20 protein-coding genes, 1 tRNA gene and 1 riboswitch are annotated in these 17991 nt (G+C 44.7%); of the genes, 11 read left to right on the forward strand and 10 right to left on the reverse strand.

All coding sequences use genetic code 11. The features are described 5' to 3' along the window. Positions 1 to 136 precede the first annotated feature (136 nt). A complete protein-coding gene (locus AC2UZJ_RS09335) occupies positions 137 to 634 on the forward strand; it encodes a GNAT family N-acetyltransferase (protein ID WP_486949882.1) in 498 nt (165 codons plus the stop codon). Here the strand turns inward: AC2UZJ_RS09335 and AC2UZJ_RS09340 are convergent. Beyond that, on the reverse strand, positions 620 to 1510 hold the full coding sequence (locus tag AC2UZJ_RS09340) for a TIGR01777 family oxidoreductase (protein ID WP_486949883.1): 891 nt from the start codon (positions 1508 to 1510) through the stop codon (positions 620 to 622). The two genes, AC2UZJ_RS09335 and AC2UZJ_RS09340, sit on opposite strands and share 15 nt — an antisense overlap. 248 nt (positions 1511 to 1758) lie before the next feature. Here AC2UZJ_RS09340 and mgtE point away from each other — a divergent pair, with 248 nt between their 5' ends. After that, the gene (gene mgtE, locus AC2UZJ_RS09345) at positions 1759 to 3111 is read left to right on the forward strand and encodes a magnesium transporter (protein WP_486949884.1); all 1353 of its coding nucleotides are present in this window, start codon (positions 1759 to 1761) and stop codon (positions 3109 to 3111) included. Here mgtE and AC2UZJ_RS09350 read toward each other — a convergent pair. Both AC2UZJ_RS09350 and AC2UZJ_RS09355 read right to left on the reverse strand, forming a co-directional pair. Next, on the reverse strand, positions 3108 to 4403 hold the full coding sequence (locus tag AC2UZJ_RS09350; protein WP_486949885.1) for an LLM class flavin-dependent oxidoreductase: 1296 nt from the start codon (positions 4401 to 4403) through the stop codon (positions 3108 to 3110). The genes mgtE and AC2UZJ_RS09350 overlap by 4 nt on opposite strands. A 4-nt stretch (positions 4404 to 4407) precedes the next feature. After that, positions 4408 to 5181 carry a 3-oxoacyl-ACP reductase gene (locus tag AC2UZJ_RS09355; protein WP_486949886.1) on the reverse strand — a complete coding sequence of 258 codons (774 nt, stop codon included), beginning with the start codon at positions 5179 to 5181 and terminating at the stop codon, positions 4408 to 4410. A 73-nt stretch (positions 5182 to 5254) separates the two neighbouring features. Beyond that, a riboswitch (TPP riboswitch) is annotated at positions 5255 to 5356 on the forward strand. A gap of 54 nt (positions 5357 to 5410) precedes the next feature. On the opposite strand from AC2UZJ_RS09355, the gene AC2UZJ_RS09360 reads away from it, so the two are divergent. Then, a complete protein-coding gene (locus AC2UZJ_RS09360) occupies positions 5411 to 6850 on the forward strand; it encodes a sodium:solute symporter family transporter (RefSeq protein ID WP_486949887.1) in 1440 nt (479 codons plus the stop codon). On the opposite strand, the gene AC2UZJ_RS09365 is transcribed toward AC2UZJ_RS09360, so the two are convergent. The 3 genes from AC2UZJ_RS09365 to AC2UZJ_RS09375 all read right to left on the reverse strand — a co-directional run bounded on the left by AC2UZJ_RS09365 (position 6843) and on the right by AC2UZJ_RS09375 (position 8996). Continuing rightward, positions 6843 to 7712: an OmpA/MotB family protein gene (locus AC2UZJ_RS09365; protein ID WP_486949888.1), complete on the reverse strand. Its 870-nt coding sequence runs from the start codon at positions 7710 to 7712 to the stop codon at positions 6843 to 6845. The two genes, AC2UZJ_RS09360 and AC2UZJ_RS09365, sit on opposite strands and share 8 nt — an antisense overlap. Then, positions 7712 to 8512 carry a motility protein A gene (locus AC2UZJ_RS09370; protein ID WP_486949889.1) on the reverse strand — a complete coding sequence of 267 codons (801 nt, stop codon included), beginning with the start codon at positions 8510 to 8512 and terminating at the stop codon, positions 7712 to 7714. Before AC2UZJ_RS09370 ends, AC2UZJ_RS09365 begins: the two co-directional genes overlap by 1 nt. A 97-nt stretch (positions 8513 to 8609) precedes the next feature. Next, positions 8610 to 8996 carry a hypothetical protein gene (locus tag AC2UZJ_RS09375; RefSeq protein ID WP_486949890.1) on the reverse strand — a complete coding sequence of 129 codons (387 nt, stop codon included), beginning with the start codon at positions 8994 to 8996 and terminating at the stop codon, positions 8610 to 8612. Between the two features lie 181 nt (positions 8997 to 9177). Here AC2UZJ_RS09375 and pbpG point away from each other — a divergent pair, with 181 nt between their 5' ends. The 6 genes from pbpG to AC2UZJ_RS09405 all read left to right on the forward strand — a co-directional run bounded on the left by pbpG (position 9178) and on the right by AC2UZJ_RS09405 (position 14155). Beyond that, positions 9178 to 10110 (forward strand): D-alanyl-D-alanine endopeptidase, encoded by a 933-nt coding sequence (gene pbpG, locus AC2UZJ_RS09380; RefSeq protein WP_486949891.1) that lies wholly within the window; start codon positions 9178 to 9180, stop codon positions 10108 to 10110. A gap of 27 nt (positions 10111 to 10137) precedes the next feature. Beyond that, entirely contained in the window at positions 10138 to 10929 is a 792-nt protein-coding gene (locus tag AC2UZJ_RS09385) for an NRDE family protein (protein ID WP_486949892.1), read from the forward strand. Positions 10930 to 10987: 58 nt separating this feature from the next. Then, positions 10988 to 11407: a carboxypeptidase-like regulatory domain-containing protein gene (locus AC2UZJ_RS09390; protein ID WP_486949893.1), complete on the forward strand. Its 420-nt coding sequence runs from the start codon at positions 10988 to 10990 to the stop codon at positions 11405 to 11407. 34 nt (positions 11408 to 11441) lie between these two features. Next, positions 11442 to 12095, forward strand: a complete 654-nt coding sequence (locus AC2UZJ_RS09395) for a potassium channel family protein (protein ID WP_486949894.1) — start codon at positions 11442 to 11444, stop codon at positions 12093 to 12095. Positions 12096 to 12188: 93 nt separating this feature from the next. Beyond that, positions 12189 to 13475, forward strand: a complete 1287-nt coding sequence (locus tag AC2UZJ_RS09400; RefSeq protein WP_486949895.1) for a TrkH family potassium uptake protein — start codon at positions 12189 to 12191, stop codon at positions 13473 to 13475. A gap of 8 nt (positions 13476 to 13483) precedes the next feature. Continuing rightward, positions 13484 to 14155, forward strand: coding sequence for a putative quorum-sensing-regulated virulence factor (locus AC2UZJ_RS09405; protein ID WP_486949896.1), 672 nt, complete (start codon positions 13484 to 13486; stop codon positions 14153 to 14155). Positions 14156 to 14170: 15 nt separating this feature from the next. Here AC2UZJ_RS09405 and AC2UZJ_RS09410 read toward each other — a convergent pair whose 3' ends face one another. Beyond that, complete coding sequence (locus AC2UZJ_RS09410) at positions 14171 to 15433, reverse strand: DUF445 domain-containing protein (protein WP_486949897.1); 1263 nt, start codon at positions 15431 to 15433, stop codon at positions 14171 to 14173. 5 nt (positions 15434 to 15438) lie between these two features. Then, on the reverse strand, positions 15439 to 15600 hold the full coding sequence (locus AC2UZJ_RS09415) for a YodC family protein (protein WP_486949898.1): 162 nt from the start codon (positions 15598 to 15600) through the stop codon (positions 15439 to 15441). Positions 15601 to 15771: 171 nt separating this feature from the next. On the opposite strand from AC2UZJ_RS09415, the gene AC2UZJ_RS09420 reads away from it, so the two are divergent. Next, positions 15772 to 15848: transfer RNA gene (locus AC2UZJ_RS09420), tRNA-Pro, on the forward strand. A gap of 381 nt (positions 15849 to 16229) precedes the next feature. Further along, positions 16230 to 16895: a helix-turn-helix transcriptional regulator gene (locus AC2UZJ_RS09425; RefSeq protein WP_486949899.1), complete on the forward strand. Its 666-nt coding sequence runs from the start codon at positions 16230 to 16232 to the stop codon at positions 16893 to 16895. On the opposite strand, the gene AC2UZJ_RS09430 is transcribed toward AC2UZJ_RS09425, so the two are convergent. Together AC2UZJ_RS09430 and AC2UZJ_RS09435 are read right to left on the reverse strand one after the other, a co-directional pair. Further along, the gene (locus AC2UZJ_RS09430) at positions 16866 to 17456 is read right to left on the reverse strand and encodes a GNAT family N-acetyltransferase (protein WP_486949900.1); all 591 of its coding nucleotides are present in this window, start codon (positions 17454 to 17456) and stop codon (positions 16866 to 16868) included. The two genes, AC2UZJ_RS09425 and AC2UZJ_RS09430, sit on opposite strands and share 30 nt — an antisense overlap. Positions 17457 to 17476: 20 nt before the next feature. Further along, a complete protein-coding gene (locus tag AC2UZJ_RS09435; protein WP_486949901.1) occupies positions 17477 to 17920 on the reverse strand; it encodes a DsrE family protein in 444 nt (147 codons plus the stop codon). Positions 17921 to 17991 lie beyond the last annotated feature (71 nt).

The raw sequence follows: 17991 nt of genomic DNA on the forward strand, positions 1-17991 counted from the left end.
TTAACTTCGGCATCCCCCAAAGTTTCACTCTCATAAATTAAGTCCATCGCTCTTTAATGGCACAGATAATTTGTTCTTCGCTGTAACGTTTCTTCATAGTGAGATCTCCCAAACTCAATCTTTGATGTAGACATTAATGAAGTATAATTTTACCCTCGCCCCCATCCACGCCCAACAAAATAACGATATTGCCCGTATTATTCAACAGGTCGGCGCGGAATATGGGGCTATAGGTGATGGCTTTGGGCCGTCTGATGCTGAAGTCTCAGCGATGAGCCAGCATTACGTAGCGAAAGAGCGTAGTCTCTATTTGGTAGCAACTTTTGATGACAAGATAGTAGGCGGTGCCGGCATTGCACCTTTTTTAGACCTTGAGGCTGTGTGTGAACTAAAAAAGCTCTTTTTACTGCCTGAAGCCCGCGGCCTAGGCATAGGTAAAGCCTTAACTGAGGCTTGCTTAAACTTCGCCTGCAGCCAAGGCTATAACCAATGCTATTTAGATACGTTAAGCACTATGCAAGCCGCCATTCGTTTATATGAAAGCGTGGGCTTTAAACACATGGATGCGCCTTGGCCAGGCACGTTGCATGGAGGCTGTGATGTGTGGATGGTGAAAGACTTACAACGCCTTTAACGCTCCCTCCAGACGTTCATGCTTAAACACATACCCCGCCTCTAAAATACGTTTAGGTTGCAATCTCTGCCCACCAAGTAATAACTCGGCCATATCCCCCAGTATTAGCTTTAACATAAACCCTGGCACAGGTAAGAGAGCTGGACGACTAAGATGTCTTCCTAGGGCTTTAGCAAAGTCTTGATTACGGATCGGATTCGGTGCGCAAGCGTTATACGGTCCACTGCACTCGGGATGATGCAACACATAATCAATAATGCCCACTTCATCATCTAAATGCACCCACGGCATCCATTGTTGGCCGCTGCCCTGCTTGCCACCTAGTCCAAATTTAAACAAAGGCATTAAACGCAACAAAAATCCCCCTTGTCCGGTTAATACTAGGCCTGTACGTATTAAAGCAACACGTATACCTAGGGATTCCGCCGCTAATGCTGAAGCTTCCCACGCCGCACACAAATGCGTAGCAAAGTCTTGGCTTTGTGGCGAACTCTCTTCGGTTAATACTTGCTCGCCCCCATCGCCATACCAACCAACGGCTGAGCCGGAAATTAATACGTCGGGCTTGTGATCCTGTTTCGCTAACCACGTCACTAACTCATTGGTTAAGGTAATACGGCTATCAAGCAATAATTGCCGACGTGCTTCTGTCCACGGTTTATCTGCAATAGGCGCTCCCGCTAAGTTAATAACGGCATCAAAAGGAATTTGATCAATTTCAGCCAGTGTTTTAATCCCTCGCACCCCTGAACCACACAACGTTTTCACTTTTTCTGGTGTGCGGCTCCACACATAAATCTCATAACCTTTGGCCGTCCATCGCTGACAAAGGTTACGTCCTATTAACCCAGTACCACCGGTAATTAAGAGTTGCATTGCTTTATTCCTTATGTTGTTGTCATTGCCGCATCAGTGAAAACCCTGCTATACTCTTTGGGATTTCAAAAATGGAGAGCTTAGATGGACCCCGATCCGAGTGAAAATAATCGATCGCTGATCGGCTACTGTATAGTAGAGTCATAGCTCTCTTTTGTCGGCTGTGTCTGTTTATTCATACTATACAGTGGCCGAGTCAGTGCAATCTATTTAATCAAATAAAACGAACGAATTAATAGGACACTGAGATGAAACTCGATGCAACTATCGAAGCCACGCAACTCGCCGTGGCACAAAGCGAATGGCAAGAAGCCAGCAGCATAGTAAATGCCCTGCCATATCCAGATATGGCCACTGTACTGGAATACATCTCCACAGACGCCGCCTTAGAACTCTTAAGACGCTACCCCCAAGATAAACAATCCACTTTATTTGGCTACTTAGCACCCCAACTGCAATCGGCCTTAGGCCAAAAAATGAGTCGCTCTGAGCTCACCATACTCTTTGAGAAAATGGATCACGATGAGCGTGCTGACTTATACAATCGTCTCACAGAAAAAGAGCGCGAGAGCATCTTACCGGGATTAGCTCATGCTGAGCGGGAAGACATACGCACACTAGCCAGCTATGAAGATGGCACCGTGGGCGCGATTATGACATCCGCCTATATCAGTCTAACTGGAGAGCTCACTGTCACTGAAGCGTTGGAGCGTATTCGACTGGTAGCTCCCGATGCAGAAACTATTTATCAGGTTTATATTGTTGATGAGCAACGTCACCTAAAAGGTACGCTTTCCTTACGTGACCTCATGTTGGCCTCACCTGATACTACCTTAAATCACATTATGATTAAGGATGTGATTCGCTCTGGCGTTCATGAAGCTCAAAGTGAAGCAGCACATTATATTGCTCGCTATGACCTCATAGCCCTACCCGTAGTCGATGAAGAGCAACGTATGGTAGGTATAGTTACACACGATGATGCCTTAGACGTAACACAAGAAGAAAGCACTGAAGACCAAATGCGTTTGGGTGCGGTAGGCAGTATGTCTATGTCACTTAAACATGCCAGCATTGGTATGCTATACAAAACCCGGGTGTTTTGGTTAGTGATATTGGTGTTTGGTAATATTTTCTCAGGCGCCGGTATTGCCCACTTTGAAGACCTAATTGAAAGCATGGTGGTACTGGTGTTTTTCCTACCGTTACTAGTGGATAGCGGGGGTAATGCAGGATCGCAAAGTGCCACTTTAATGGTACGCGCATTAGCTACCGGAGATGTACGAATGCGCGATTGGTTTTCTATGCTGGGTAAAGAACTAACAGTAGCTCTACTGTTAGGGCTAAGTATGGCTTTTGCGGTGTCTTTTATTGGCTTTTTCCGAGGTGGCCACGAAATAGCGATTGTGGTGTCATTAACCATGGTGATTATTGTGATGGTAGGCAGTGTGATTGGTATGTCTTTACCTTTTATTCTCACTAAATTGAACCAAGACCCCGCATCCGCCAGTGCACCCCTCATTACTTCTATTTGTGATGCCTCTGGCGTACTGATTTACTTTAATATTGCCAGTATGATTCTAGACCTACCTGCCGCCTAAGCTTTGGGTCTAGCTAAGCCTAAGTGATCACGTAAGGTGGTACCCGTATATTCGGTGCGAAATAAACCGCGCTGTTGTAATACGGGGATCACTTGCTCAGAAAAATCCGTAAAACTAGCTGGTAAAGCCGGTGGCATTAAGTTAAAACCATCCGCACCCTCATTGTTAAACCAATGCTCCATCTGATCGGCAATCACATCAGGCGTACCCACCATAGTGCAATGCCCACCGCCCGCTGCTAAACGCCCTAAGAGCTGACGCAAAGTGGGATTTTCAGTTTCCACAATACGTAAAATCGTACTGTAACGACCCTTAGGCCCGGTAAAGTCTTCCAAGGCTGGCAACTGAGGTACAGGCGCATCTAATTCCCAATCCGAGCAATCTTGCGCGATAAACATCCCTAGCTGTCTTAGCGACGCTTCCGTTGGTAATAATTCATCTAACTCGCGTTGCTTACGTAGCGCTTCATCATGGGTAGAAGCCACATAAGTAACCAGCCCTGGCATAATAGGCACGTTCACTGTGCGGCCTGCGGCTTTGATACGGCGCTTAACATCACGGTAATACGCTTGGGCCGCAGGTAAATCATAAGCCACTGCGTAAATGGCTTCAGCTAATTGAGCCGCGGTATTACGGCCTTGCTCACTGGCTCCAGCTTGAAATAATACCGGGTGCCCTTGAGGTGAACGCGGAATGGTTAAAGGGCCATCTACTAAAAAATGTTTACCTTGATAATTAATAGAGTTTACACGGCTGCCTTCACCGTACTTCCCCTGCCTATCTAATACTAAAGCATCATCACTCCAAGAGTCCCAAAGTTGCTTCACGCTTTCAATAAACTCTACCGCTCGCTCATAGCGCCAGGCGTGGTCTGGCATGGATTCATAACCATGATTTCGGGCTTCTACGTCGTACATAGAGGTTACGACATTCCAAGCCACTCGCCCTCCCGAAATATGATCCAAAGACGACAACATACGCGCGGCGTTAAAAGGAGTTTGAAAGGTGCTAGAAACCGTACTAATTAAACCAATTTTTTCCGTAGCACGAGCTAATGGGCCTAGCATGGTTAGGGGCTCTAAAAACCATTGCGGACCGTCTTCTACATTACCGAAATACTGACCATCGGCAAAAAAGATTGCATCCAGCTTAGCGCGTTCTGCGGCTTGCGCTAATTCTTCGTAATAACGAATGTCTCCTAAACGCTCTACCGGGGAATCAGGGTGGCGCCAGGCCGCGCGATGATGACCGCAGGTGTAAATAAATAAATTCAAATGGAGTTGTCGCTTCATACGATTAACCTTTTACTAAACCACCATCAACGATTAGATTTTGCCCGGTAACAGCACGGGCCCAAGGAGAGGCAAAAAACAGCGCCGTATCCGCAAACTCAGTGGGATCGGTCACTTTTCGTAAGGGGGTATTAGCAGCGATAAAATCAAACACCTCTTCGGGTGTGGCAGAAGACGCATCAGTAGTACGCAATAACCCACCGGAAATCATATTTACCGTAATACCCTTAGGGCCTAAATCTTGAGATAAGGTACGAGTGAAAGACAATAAGGCAGCTTTGGCGGCCGTGTAATCATGGTACGGTACCACCGGGTTTTGAAACAGATTAGTGCCAATATTCACAATACGGCCAAAGCCTTGTTCTGCCATCCCTGCCATGGTGGCTTGAGTCGTGTTTAAGGCACCGCGTACTATGCCTTCCATTTGCTGCTGCATATGATCCCACGTCAAGGTATTAGCATGGGGGCGTGCTTCCCCATTAAAACTAAACGTGGGCAAAGCATTGTTCACTACCGTAGTAATAGCTTTACCAAAATGCGCCTGAGCCTTTGCTATCATAGCTTCTACCGCAGCAGCATCCGTTACATCCGCCTGTATGGCCAGCGCCCGATCTGGCGCGGTAGTAGCTAATTGCTCAGCCGCGTCTTTGCTGGTTAAGTAATTAATAACTACGCAGGCACCTTGCGATAAAAATGCTCGAGTTAAGGCGGCGCCTAAGCCCCTAGCCCCCCCCGTAATTAAAACGATTTGCTGATCAATGTCTATTGTTTTTTTCATGTTACCTCCAAGTGGTTTGGCAAAAACCATAGCATAAAATTTGACAGATTGCTCATAATGCGCTTATTCTTTGTTTTGTTCCTGGGGGAGCCGACATTGGCTGAGAGGTATGACTACCGACCCTTAGAACCTGATCCGGATAATGCCGGCGCAGGGAATGGAAATATTCTGTGCTAAGCATTAATCCGTCATTCAATTCTATAAAACATAATGATAAATGGAGAGGGATATGCTTAGCCATGGGTCTGCACTTGCTTGGCTGTTTGGATTTTCAACGGTGTTTGCCTTAGCGGGTGTGCTGTACGCACGCCGCAGCAATGACAGTTTAGAAGATTATATTGTGGCACGTAATAGCCAAAGTACTTTTGCGACAATATTAACCTTACTCGCTTCGTCTTTAGGTGCCTGGATTTTATTTTCTCCCGCTCAAGCCGCCACGTGGGGTGGTATAGGAGCGGTGATTGGTTATGCGCTGGGCTCCATGGCACCTCGTCTGGCTATGATCCCCTTAGGGCAACGCATGCGCGAGCTCATCCCACAGGGCCATACCCTCACCGAATACGTGATTCATCGCTTTGGTAAACCCATGTATGGACTCACTTTGCTTATTATGCTGTTTTATATGTTTATTTCCCTCACAGCGGAGGTAACGGCCATGGCAAAACTTGTAAGCTTAGTAGCCCCCATTCCGCTGTGGGTAACTGCTGCCGTAGTGCTGGTGGCCACTTTGATTTACACCGCGTATGGTGGTTTGCGTGCCAGTATTTTTACGGATAAAGTGCAAATGCTGGTATTGCTACCTTTACTATTTTTATTATTGATCTTTGGCTGGAATGCCATCGGTGGTGCAGCTCTAACCATTGATAAACTACAAGCCTCTGCGCCTCAACTGTTAGACATTAGTAGTAGTGTAGGGATTAAAGCGGGGCTCACGTTTTTTGTAGCGATTTTATTAACGGGACTCTTTCACCAAGGCAATTGGCAACGTATTTACGCCGCTCAAAGCAACCATGCCATGCGACGTGGCTTTCTCATTAGTGGTTTACTCGTGGTACCGTTTATTTTTGTGATGGGTTTGTTTGGCTTAGCTTTTATGGCATGGACCCCTGACGGTGATAGCTCGGTGGCCCTATTTAATGTGCTAGCGCCTACTTTGCCTATGTGGTTTTTAGTGCTACTCATCCCCTTAGGCTTAGCCTTAGTCATGAGTAGTGCAGATACCGCTATTAGCGCTGTCACCAGTATTATTGCGGTAGATGCTCGCCGTATTTTCCCTCGCCTGAGCCGCGCCCAGCTCATGCACCTAGCCCGTTGGCTTATGGTGGCGCTCGCCATCCCCGTGTGGTTTACGTCCGCGAAAGGGCTAAGCGTGCTGTATTTGTTTTTATTAGCGGATTTGCTGTGCTCAGCGGCGGCTTTTCCGGTATTTTATGGCTTGTATAGCCGTCGTATTAGCGGTATCCAAGCCACATTAAGTACTTTAGCGGGCTTGGCAGCAGGACTGTATTTATTCCCTACTCCTACTGGCCCCTTGGATTATTTATTAGAATCCTTTTTAGTGGCGGCTTTTGTGCCTATGATTTTGTGCTTGCTTCTGGAACGTTTAAGTAATACGCATTTTGATTTTTCTAAGCTTGCCAACATCAAAAGCATTGATGCGGCTACTTAGGTATCTCCATCGTGAGCTCAACTCGACGGTTTTGCGCGCGCCCTTCGGCCGTTTCATTTGATTCCAAAGGGCGTGTGTCGGCAAAACCCACCGCCCGTAAACGCTCACTACTAATACCATTGGCCTCAAAATAACGCACCACACTGCCCGCTCTAGAACCAGATAACTCCCAGTTAGAGGGATAACGCCCCCGAATGGGCACAGAATCGGTATGCCCTTCCACAGCGATTTGAAAATCATTTTTCTTCAACACATCTACTAACTTTTTCAATACTTTAATGCCCGCTAAGCCCAAGTCAGCTTGGCCTGAGGTAAAGAGAATTTCACTATTAATTCTAAAGCTCACCACGCCACCATTAATGATCACATCAATGTCATCACCCAATTGATCAAAGCCTAACTCACTTAAGCTACGGTCTTCCTCGTCACCCACCTCATCAATAACGCCATCTATACCTAAAGCAGCCAGTTCATTTTGTAGATGTTCACCTTGCTTTACTCCGCCTAAGTGCGCCCCCGTGCCCTCTTTTTGCACCATCGCACCCGGTTTTTCACCATCACCTGCGCCGCCAGTAATTGCCGCACTACCGACCCGATCAGCGCCAGAGATAAAATCGCCTTGACCAGCAAAAGCCAGCATTACAATCATCAAAACTAAGAGTAACGTCATCATATCTAAATAGGTCGCAAACCACGTTTCCTCTTCCTCTTTAATCTGCGAACTATCATCTAAGGCGAGCCAGACTTTACTTGTGCCACCTGCAGCTTGGTTTTTATTTGTCATGCGCGCTAGCTTTAACTCTGCCTCTAAACGTTTAGTTTTGGCAGTTAGCTGACTAAGTAGCTGATTATCGTCACTCATTAATCATCCTCGTAGTCATAACGCCCATTGCCGTCATTAATCTCATCATGGTATTGCGCCATAAAGGAGTTTAAGGTCTCACGCATCATGGCTGGACCGCGCTTTTGACTCATCATAGAAACCCCTTGCAGCACCATATTCATAAGTACTAAACGCTGCTCGGTGCGGCGTTCTAACTTTACGGCCACAGGTTTAAAGAGCAAGTTAGAAAACAAAATACCGTAAAAAGTGGTCATGAGCGCTAAGGCCATTTGCTGACCAATCAACGCCATATCCCCATCACCTAATAAAAACATTAAGTTCACTAAGCCCACTAAGGTGCCCACCATGCCGAATGCTGGCGCATAACTGGCCATCACTCGAAATAATTGCGCTTCGGCATGCTCACGGGCTCGTACTCTAGAAATTCGCCATTGCAGTAATTCTAAAATTTCTTCTTCAGGTGTCATATCAATCACTAACTGCACACCTGTTTTCAAAAAAGGATTTGAAACCTGCTCAAGGGCATTTTCTACAGAACGAATATCTCCTCCAGCCCAAAGGCGAGAAATATCAATCAATTCATCTAAATCGTGCTGGGTATAAAGCTTTTCATTGCGCATCACAATACGTATTAAGCCAAAAATCCGTACTACTTCGCTTAAAGGGTAACTAATAAAAGTGGCAGCTAAGGTACCCACCAAGACAATTAAAATACTAGGAATATCTAAGAATAAAGACGGGTCTACCGCTGTATAGAAAATCACCACGCCCAGTAAAATTGTACTGGCGACGATCCCTATTAGAGTGGATGGATTCATGAATGGAACTACCTAAAACCTGAGGCAAGTAAGAGAATGTATGCAAGGGTAAAAATGTTAACACACGTCCACTTAACTCTCTATGTCAGACCTCGTATTACCACCAGATATTTAACTGAGCTTTGATATAGATCGGTGGATAAGCGCCATTCCAAGCTTGTACTTGATGCACCACTACTAAAGGCGTAGTAGCTGCAAACTGATTAAAGGCTTTGGTATACAGCCTGCCCCCATAAACGGGTAAGCAGTTTTGTAAATCTGCCGTGCACAATCGACTCTCTACCCACGCACTGGCTGAAGGTGATATTTGCACATTAATGGCTTTAATCATGGCTCCTTCAGCAGGCGGATTAGCTAAGTCTGTGGTATGAAAGGGCTGCAGTATAGGTTGCTTTAAACGATAAATAGGAGGGCTTACTGTATCAAACGCCCAGGCATTTTGTGCTTGTAAGGCAGAGCTAAACAAGGCGCAAAACATCACCACAGCGGCACCGCAGACAAATCTATTCTTTATACTGCACGTGTTACGATGATTACTATATTTAGTACGTATTTTTGGTATCATTTTTTTGTTTTTAATCTCACTTTAATCTCACGCTAATTCTGATATCTGCTACCATCTACACTATATACATAGTGTAGTTAACGAACCCAAGGTATGACTTATGCATTTGTCTTTTTTTCTGACCGCATTACTGGCATTTATTACCATGCCTTTGCACGCACAAGATACCGAAAACAGCACCGTCTATTATCACACGCCATATGCGCATTATGCTAATAATCTGCAGCCCGTTAAAGCACCCCCTGCTGTCTCCGTAACCCCTTTACTGCAAAGCCTCCCCGCGCAATTACGTTCAGAAATTGCTTACGTACAAGATCTAGCCTCCGCCACGCCACTGTATCAAAAAAACAGTGATGAAGTACGCCCCATTGCCTCCATTACTAAACTAATGACGGCCTTAGTCGTGATTGAAGCGGGGCTTGATATGCAAGAAATATTAGAAATCACCACAGACGATATTGATCACTTAAAAAACACCACCTCACGTTTAACAGTTGGCTCAAAACTCAGCAGAGCCAATATGCTGCACTTGGCTCTTATGTCTTCTGAAAACCGAGCAGCCAATGCTTTAGGACGCCATTACCCAGGTGGATTGGAAGCATTTGTGCGCGCCATGAATGATAAAGCACGCGCGCTAGGTATGAGACAAACGCGTTTTGTGGAGCCCACTGGGCTGTCTAGTGAAAATGTTTCCAGCCCACAAGATCTGGTGGCTTTGATGCAAGCCACCGCCAAACAGCCATTAATTCATAAGTACAGTACGAGTGAAAAACATATTGTAGAGCCTAAACCGGGACGGCAACTCATCTTTGGCAATACCAATCGCCTTGTAAAAAATGACAAGTGGGATATACAAGTATCCAAAACTGGTTTTATTAATGAAGCCGGCCAATGTTTAGTTTTAATGACTAAATTTGAAGGGCGTGACATTGCCATTGTGCTTTTAAACGCTCAGGGACGTGCCTCACGCATAGCAGACGCTATCCGGTTACGTCATTTAGTCGAAGGCTCAAATAAACTCGCTATGCTTTAAGTCGTCTCTGTTTATTTTTCCCTATTTATGTGTATTGCATATTTGGCCGTGGGTGTAGACCCTAACTGGCCCTTATTTATTGCAGCAAACCGTGACGAAGCCCATGCTCGGCCTACTCGTGCAGCTGCGCCCTGGCCCAAGAACCCTGAAATAATTGGTGGTCAAGACTTAGAGGCTGGCGGCACGTGGTTTGCGGTGCAGCGCCATGGGCGTTTTGCTTTACTTACTAATTACCGTGATATGCAACCCGCCACGGGATTGGAGCGCAGTCGAGGGGCTTTGTGTACAGATTTTTTAAACGCCGTCCCCACGCTATCTGCCCAAGATTACATGCATCGCGTCAGCCAACAGGCAGATCAATATCAAGGCTTTAACCTCATCATCGGTCAATGGCAAGCGAAGACCAAACAATTTGAATGTTACTACTACAGTAATCGTAGTGATATGCCCCCACGCAATTTACCCGCAGGCCATTACGTGGTGAGTAATCATCTACTCAATACCCCGTGGCCCAAAAGCCAGCGCTTACAACAGCACTTAAAGCAACATGTACAAGCTCAGCAGTTTATGGATGTGGATGCCGCCTATCACCTTTTACGTGATGAACAAAAAGCACCGCTCACTAAACTGCCCAACACCGGTTTAGAGACCAAAATAGAACTTTTAGTGAGCAGCCCGTTTATTATAAATAGTGCTTACGGCACACGCAGCTCAGCGGTGTGGGCTGTTGATAACAGTGGCTACAGTGTATTTAATGAATGCAGCTATAACTCCATGGGAGTAGAAACTGAGCGTCATAGTTGGCCTTTGATGTTTTAACCCGCTAAAACCAGCACACCTTGTTAAACTAGTGTAAAACATGTTTCAAGGAATTGTTATGCGTCTCTGGATTAGCTCGCTACTGATCGCTTTGTGCAGCCCTGTCGTCTTTGCCAACACCTTACCTGCGGTGCAATTTTATCAAGCTACGGCGTACATCTGCGGCGGCATAGGCAGTGATCAAGCCGCCCTTTTTAGAGCAGCACGCTCTCATTACCCCTTAAGTTTTAATTTTGGACAAAAACAAGGTAATAAAATCGCTTTTATCGCCGATGTACAAGTCGTAATGCGTAATGACTATGATCAAACGGTACTAAACATCAATAGTGATGGCCCTTTTTGCTTACTTGATATAGACCCGGGCATCTATCAAATCTACGTGACCTATGAAGGCAAAACCATACACCAGGCCATCACCGTCAAACGACAGGGGCACCAATTGAGTTTTACTTGGCCTGAATCGCTCAACGCCCACTAAACCACTACGACATAAGACTTATGAAGGAGTTGATATGGCACAATTTGCTGTGATAGGTTTAGGCCGCTTTGGCTCGGCAGCGGCCTTGGAGTTAATGAATATGGGGCATTCTGTCTTAGGTGTAGACACCAACACGAAGGTAGTAGATAAATATGCAGATAGACTCAGCCGTGCCGTCATTGCTGATGTGACAGATCGACAAGCAGTTAATGAGCTAGGTTTAGATAATTATGACGTGGTGCTGATTGCCATTGGCGATGACATACAAGCCAGTCTCGTGTGTGTGATTCATTTAAAAGCCATGGACGTTAAAAAAATCTGGGTTAAAGCCATTTCCCATGCACAACACCTTATCTTAAGTAAGCTAGGGGTTAATCGTATTATTCACCCCGAGGAGGAAATGGGCATACGCGTGGCGCAAATGCTCAGTTACCCAATGGTTAACGATTATATTTCCTTAGGCAATGGCGAGTATATTGTAGAAATAACGGCCAGTGAGCGTTTAGACGAGATCAGTATTGGCGCTGTTTTGCATAAAGATAATGCTGCCGTTGAGGTCTTATTAATTAAACGAAAAAAAGAAGTCTTAATGCGTCCTGATGATAGTTTTATTTTACAAGCCAAAGATATTTTAGTGCTCTTTGGCCCCTTAAATGCCTTACGCAACATTGCACCTAAACTCATCTAAGAGATGCCCCCCTCTATGTTACGTCTTTGGCCATTTAGGCTACTTCGAAAAAAACCAAAAAGGGCCTCAACCCATTTACAAGCCAGCCCCCCTATGGTGCTAGCTCTCGGCTTTTTAGGTCTTATTGCTCTAGGAACCGTACTTTTCAAAATGCCTTTTGCCACCCGTAGTCCCATAGGGTGGTTTGATGCGTTCTTTACCGCCACCTCTGCCGTTACCATTACGGGGCTTACCGTGATTGAGCCTGCTACGGTGTTAACTCTGGGAGGGCAAATACTACTGACTGTACTTGTGCAAATAGGCGGCTTGGGTTTTGTTACTTTTGCGGTGCTGGCAGCCATTACCTTAGGCAAGCGTATCAGCCTACAACAACAAGCCTTAGCACTAGAAGCCTTTAATCAAACCAGCGTCTCCCGCATTAAACAAACGGCATTTTCAGTATTGAAAATAGCCTTTACCATTCAAGCCATCGCGGTAGTTTTACTAAGTTTATGGTGGGGACCACGCCTGGGCTATCAAGCGGCTGCCTACCAAGCTTACTTTCATGTGACCATGGCGTTTAATAATGCCGGTATGTCTTTATATGATCACAGTTTAATTGGTTTTGTGCATGATCCCATCAGTGTCTTTACCTTATCGCTGATGATCGCTTTAGGTGGCCTAGGCTTTCCGGTAATCATGAATATACTGCATAAAAAACATTGGTCTTTATTTTCACCTTATACCAAAGCCATACTTATAGGCACCCTTTGCTTAAATATTATTGGATTTTTAGCCATTTGGGGCTTTGAATACACCAATACCAATACCATTGCCTACCTAAGCACTTTAGAACAAGCCACCGCCTCGTGGTTTCAGATTATTTCTAGCCGCACGGCGGGTCTGATCACCATGGAACCCAGCCAAATGAAAGACAGCTCCATCTTGGTTATTATGGTGTATATGTTTATAGGTGGTGGCTCACTCAGTACCGCCAGTGGTATTAAACTGGGTACATTCATTGTGCTTTTAGCGGCGTTGTTTTCCTATTTACGCCATCGTCAAGAAGTGGTGCTTATGAGCCGTACCGTCTCTGCAGAAACGGTACAAAAATCCCTCTCTTTGGTGCTTGTAACCTCAGCTTTATTTTTCTTTGGGCTACTAGCCATTACTATTTTTGATAATTTAGAATTCAAAAGTGTGATGTTTGAAGTGATGTCAGCCATCACTACCACCGGCATGAGCTTTGGTATTACGGGCGAACTTTCTACCCCCAGTCAATTTATACTCACCATTTTAATGTTTGCAGGACGTTTGGGGCCACTCACGTTGGTTTATACTCTGGCCACTAGACGCCGCAGTCGTATTCGCTACCCTGAGGGCCATTTTCAAGTAGGATAATTTATTAAATGAACGCTTATATTTTTGACACTGAAACTACCGGTTCCGAGCAACCTGACATCATAGAAGCTGCCTGGTTAAAAGTCACAGAGCCCACTGCTTTACAGGTAGTGGCGCAATTTGAGCAACGTTATAAGCCTGGCCACCCAAACACCTTGGGTGCCCTAGCCGTGCATCACATTTATGATGAAGAGCTCGCTGACTGCCCACCTTGTACGGATTTCACTTTTCCCACTGATGCCGCTTATATGATTGGTCATAATGTAGATTATGATTGGAATGTAGCGCAACAACCTGAAGTAAAACGTATCTGCACCCTAGCCCTAAGTCGTATGGTGCTACCTGACTTAGACAGTCATAGCCAATCGGCGTTGATGTATTATTTCTTTAGACCTCATGCGCGTGATCGCCTTAAAAAGGCGCATTCAGCCTTAGCAGATGTGCAAAACTGCAAATATATCTTACAAAAACTTATCCCTTTGTTGCCCACAGCTGTAAGTACGTGGGAGCAGCTTTGGGAACAGTCTGAAATCGCTCGCTTACCAAGCGTTATGCCTTTTGGTAAGCATAAAGGCTTGTCCATGGCGGAATTACCACTGGATTATCAGGATTGGTTACTGCGTCAAGATAATATGGATCCGTATATTAAGCTAGCCATACAAAAAATGCGTCAAGCCTAAGCGCCTCGTTCACCTTTAGAGCCACCTTCCAATAAAATGAATCAATACCCCAATGGCACCTCCCACCAAGGTGCCATTGACACGTATAAACTGTAAATCTTTACCAATGGCATGTTCTAACTGATACACCAACTCCCTGTCTTCCCAGGCATTAACCCGCTCTTCTATATAACGCGCAATGCGCACACGATATTTTTCAATTAAGGGAGGCGCGATTTGGGCTATTTTTTCGTCGAGTAATTGCTGCATAGCCGGATCTGTCATAATGTGCTGCGCCACTTGCCGTAAACCCACCGCTAGCTTTTCTTGTAATACAGAATCTTGCGCTTGTAAATCTTGCTCTAACCAATCAATGATATCTGCCCATAGACCATGCAAGTAATTTTGTACCTCAGGATTTTGCAGCATTTGTTGCTGTATATCTGCGGTTTTTTGTTTGAAGCTAGGATCGGTCTGTAAGCGATAAATCATGCTTTGCACATAAGCATGAAAACTATAACGCAACTCATGGTTCGGGTCATCAGCAATTTCAGTGATCTCTTTAGCAATTAAATCCACAATTTTGGTGGTTGTCCAGCCACCCAAGTACTCGCTAATTTTTTTAATATGTACGGTACGTTTTAGTTCTGCTGCGATTTTTTCAGTGAGTAAGGCTTGGGTTTCCGGGGTTTCTACTATTTGACTGATTTTTTTCAACACCTGGTTTAAAAGCTCTTGATGACGTTGATCGTGCGTTAGTAGCTGCAACACCTGCCCACCCAGCTGAGCAAAATTAATTTTTTTTAAGTTATGAATAGCCGTGTCTTGAATAAATTGCTGAGCACGCACATCACGCAATGCCGTTAAACTGTGCTGCGCTACCAAGGTGGTGTAGCCTGCCATAAGTTTGGCATTTTGTTTTTTCGCTAACCAGCGCATAGTTTGACGAGGTAATTGCATTTGCTTTATTTTTTGCATTACCTGCGGGGTAGACAAAAAATGCTCACAAATAAAATCCCCTAAACGGCTAGCTATACGCGGTTTATTACGCGGAATAATGGCCGTATGAGGAATAGGCAGGCCTAAAGGCCGCCTAAACAAGGCCGTTACAGCAAACCAATCGGCCACCGCCCCCACCATCGCCGCTTCTGCAAAGGCAATCACATACCCCCAACTCACGGCACCTGTGTCTTGCAACTTTGCCACCACAAAGAGTATAAAAGCCCCTACGAGGAGGCTTGTGGCTATCCATTTACTTTTGGCTAAAGGGCTTAGTGCAGGTAGTCGCCAATTTGCCATACGCTCTACACCTCTTGCAATGCCTTGGCATGAATAAAGGCGGTTTTAAAATTTCCTTCACTATCGAACCAAGCACACTCAACTCGCCCATGCGTAAGACCCACTTGGGTGATCGTCATCGCCGGACCACCACTATTTAACTTCACCACATCACCTAATTGAAACATTTTTTGTTTTCCTATATAATAGATTTTTAGCGACAGCAAGGCATGCTGCATAAGCACATTACAGCAGATATAAACCTGCCCGCCTAGTTCAGTTTAAAATAAATAGCAATATATCGTCTATCTTGCTATTATTTGACAATTTTAAACACTGTATGCTATATTTACATCTTTCGGGGCGTAGCGCAGCCTGGTAGCGCACTTGCATGGGGTGCAAGGGGTCGAAGGTTCAAATCCTTCCGTTCCGACCAAATTACCCAAACAAAATCAAGCACTTAGAGCTAAATAGCTTTAAGTGCTTTTTTGTTTTTATTTTCTAGATAAACTCTTAGTTACTTTACATAATAAAAATAAATTATGCGCTTATGGTATTTTTTGTTATTTAATAAGTAATAACAATGCTAAATTTGAGTGTAATTCCTTATAGCTTCAAGTTGTAAAACTTAGTAAATTATTATTCGTGTTATTCAAACACAAAAATGATTTTTGTTTAAGCTACTTAAACGGGTATAACAGCAATAAAAACGATTTATATAATTAAGCACCATTTTTTTACTATGGTGCCGCAAAAATAAACCCCCGTCTTATTAACCATTAATTGTTCTCTATCTACTGAACAAAGGGGTTATGTTGTGAAGAAAATTATAGTAATTGATCCACATCCTATTTTACGGTTAGGGTTAGAGCAGCTGCTTAAGGAAGAGTTTACTGAGGCCACCGTATTAGCAGATGACTATTCTCAACTGAAAGAACCAAAAAAACCAGAAGAATCACCTAAGGCTTGTGATTTAATTTTATTTACTTTAGCCTCTCAAGATGCAGATTGTCCTTATTTAGAACGCCTTACTCAAGTCTATAATCCACGGTTCATTTTATTACTCGATGAACCACGTACCCACTCTTCTTCTAGTATTTACTACCATCATTTACCAATGATACGCGGTTCAATTTCTAAAGAATCCAGTGCAGCCCTTATCAAAGCTTCCGTGCAATTTGTTTTAGAAGGAGGTACCTGTTTTGCTAATCACAACCACTCTTCAGTCTCTCTTGCACCTAGCACGCACAATGAAGCTGAGTTACTGGGCTTAACCAAACGTCAATACGAAGTATTATTATTGCTTGCTAAAGGTTATCCACTAAAAACGGTTGCTAAGCACTTAAAAATTAGTGTAGCCACCGCTAAATCTCATACTGAAACCCTATATCACCGTCTAGATGTAAATAGTCGCAACGCTGCCGTAGACGCTGCCATGAATAAGGGCGCCACCTTATGCTGGCCGCATCATCACCCAACTTGATACACCTAAAATAGTGGGTGCGGCTAAAACAGAAAAACCAAGTTTTTTATATAATTCAACATTACTTAGCTTGTCAGTTTCTAGGTAAATACTCGCTTGACTCCCTTTATCACAAGCCAACGCCATCAATTGCGTGCCTATACCTTGCTTTTGCCATGCCGTATCCACCGCCAATGGGCCTAAGTGCCAATGAGGGGTAGCAGGGTCAAGCTTTGCCCATGTGCCCAACCAAATTGCTAAACGGAGGGTGCCAAGGGGATTAGTAGCAGTAATAAGACTTGGCAGTAACCGTAACACCTCACAGAGTGAGGGCTTGCATTGGGTGGGTGGCAACATGCCTAAAACTCCCACTAAGCGTTGCTCAGAAAAGGCGCCATAAAGTGCGCCTTTTCTATATATATAAGCCAGTAAGCCCGGGAAGAATCGCTCGAGACGACGTTGACGTAGTGAAGATACCCCACCAAATACACGAATATGCAGGGGGTTATGCAACATAGCTTGCGCACATATAGCAGCCGCTAAGACTAAATGCTTTTTCTCCAAAGGCTTGATAGTAAACAAGATTTTATTGACTATTTACTTTAGAACTCAAAAACCTTTACATCTGCTGCACGCATCATTTCCGCCATGACTGGTGGTTGTGCAACGGTAACCCCTTCGCGTAGATCGGCTTCTTCATATTTGCTATTAGGCAAATATAAAGCACAAACGGCAACCTCAGCGCCGTCCGCCATGATTTTTTGCATGAGACCTTCTGGTTTCATGCCATGTGGCTTTAAGGCAGCGTCGCTTTCAAAACTAGACACGGCTAAATCACCCGCCTTATCACAGAGTAAAAGATTAACAGCTGTACCCTGCGCTTGCATAGCTTGTGATAACACCATTGCCATGCCCTGTGTTTGTAGCGAATCACTGCTTACGATTACCATGGCTTTCTCAACAGTATCAGTATTTGCCTGTGCTCCAGTTATGAGGCCCAAACCAAGCGCCCCACCTGCTAATAAACGGGTTAATTGTGCTTTCATCGTTATGTCCTTTATGTGTTACGAGTTATGGAATTATAAATAATAATTAACAGTATACATAAATATATAAT

The sequence above is a fragment of the Paenalcaligenes sp. DL 309 genome (assembly GCF_057475285.1).

Excerpts from the sequence above, each read along its gene's own strand:
- AC2UZJ_RS09335 (WP_486949882.1), top strand. The coding sequence starts at position 137 with ATGAAGTATAATTTTACCCTCGCCCCCATCCACGCCCAACAAAATAAC.
- AC2UZJ_RS09400 (WP_486949895.1), top strand. The coding sequence starts at position 12,189 with ATGGTGCTAGCTCTCGGCTTTTTAGGTCTTATTGCTCTAGGAACCGTA.
- AC2UZJ_RS09370 (WP_486949889.1), bottom strand. The coding sequence starts at position 8,512 with ATGAATCCATCCACTCTAATAGGGATCGTCGCCAGTACAATTTTACTG.
- AC2UZJ_RS09385 (WP_486949892.1), top strand. The coding sequence starts at position 10,138 with ATGTGTATTGCATATTTGGCCGTGGGTGTAGACCCTAACTGGCCCTTA.
- AC2UZJ_RS09435 (WP_486949901.1), bottom strand. The coding sequence starts at position 17,920 with ATGAAAGCACAATTAACCCGTTTATTAGCAGGTGGGGCGCTTGGTTTG.
- AC2UZJ_RS09390 (WP_486949893.1), top strand. The coding sequence starts at position 10,988 with ATGCGTCTCTGGATTAGCTCGCTACTGATCGCTTTGTGCAGCCCTGTC.
- AC2UZJ_RS09410 (WP_486949897.1), bottom strand. The coding sequence starts at position 15,433 with ATGGCAAATTGGCGACTACCTGCACTAAGCCCTTTAGCCAAAAGTAAA.
- pbpG (WP_486949891.1), top strand. The coding sequence starts at position 9,178 with ATGCATTTGTCTTTTTTTCTGACCGCATTACTGGCATTTATTACCATG.
- AC2UZJ_RS09365 (WP_486949888.1), bottom strand. The coding sequence starts at position 7,712 with ATGAGTGACGATAATCAGCTACTTAGTCAGCTAACTGCCAAAACTAAA.
- AC2UZJ_RS09340 (WP_486949883.1), bottom strand. The coding sequence starts at position 1,510 with ATGCAACTCTTAATTACCGGTGGTACTGGGTTAATAGGACGTAACCTT.
- AC2UZJ_RS09395 (WP_486949894.1), top strand. The coding sequence starts at position 11,442 with ATGGCACAATTTGCTGTGATAGGTTTAGGCCGCTTTGGCTCGGCAGCG.
- AC2UZJ_RS09360 (WP_486949887.1), top strand. The coding sequence starts at position 5,411 with ATGCTTAGCCATGGGTCTGCACTTGCTTGGCTGTTTGGATTTTCAACG.
- AC2UZJ_RS09350 (WP_486949885.1), bottom strand. The coding sequence starts at position 4,403 with ATGAAGCGACAACTCCATTTGAATTTATTTATTTACACCTGCGGTCAT.
- AC2UZJ_RS09415 (WP_486949898.1), bottom strand. The coding sequence starts at position 15,600 with ATGTTTCAATTAGGTGATGTGGTGAAGTTAAATAGTGGTGGTCCGGCG.
- mgtE (WP_486949884.1), top strand. The coding sequence starts at position 1,759 with ATGAAACTCGATGCAACTATCGAAGCCACGCAACTCGCCGTGGCACAA.
- AC2UZJ_RS09355 (WP_486949886.1), bottom strand. The coding sequence starts at position 5,181 with ATGAAAAAAACAATAGACATTGATCAGCAAATCGTTTTAATTACGGGG.
- AC2UZJ_RS09405 (WP_486949896.1), top strand. The coding sequence starts at position 13,484 with ATGAACGCTTATATTTTTGACACTGAAACTACCGGTTCCGAGCAACCT.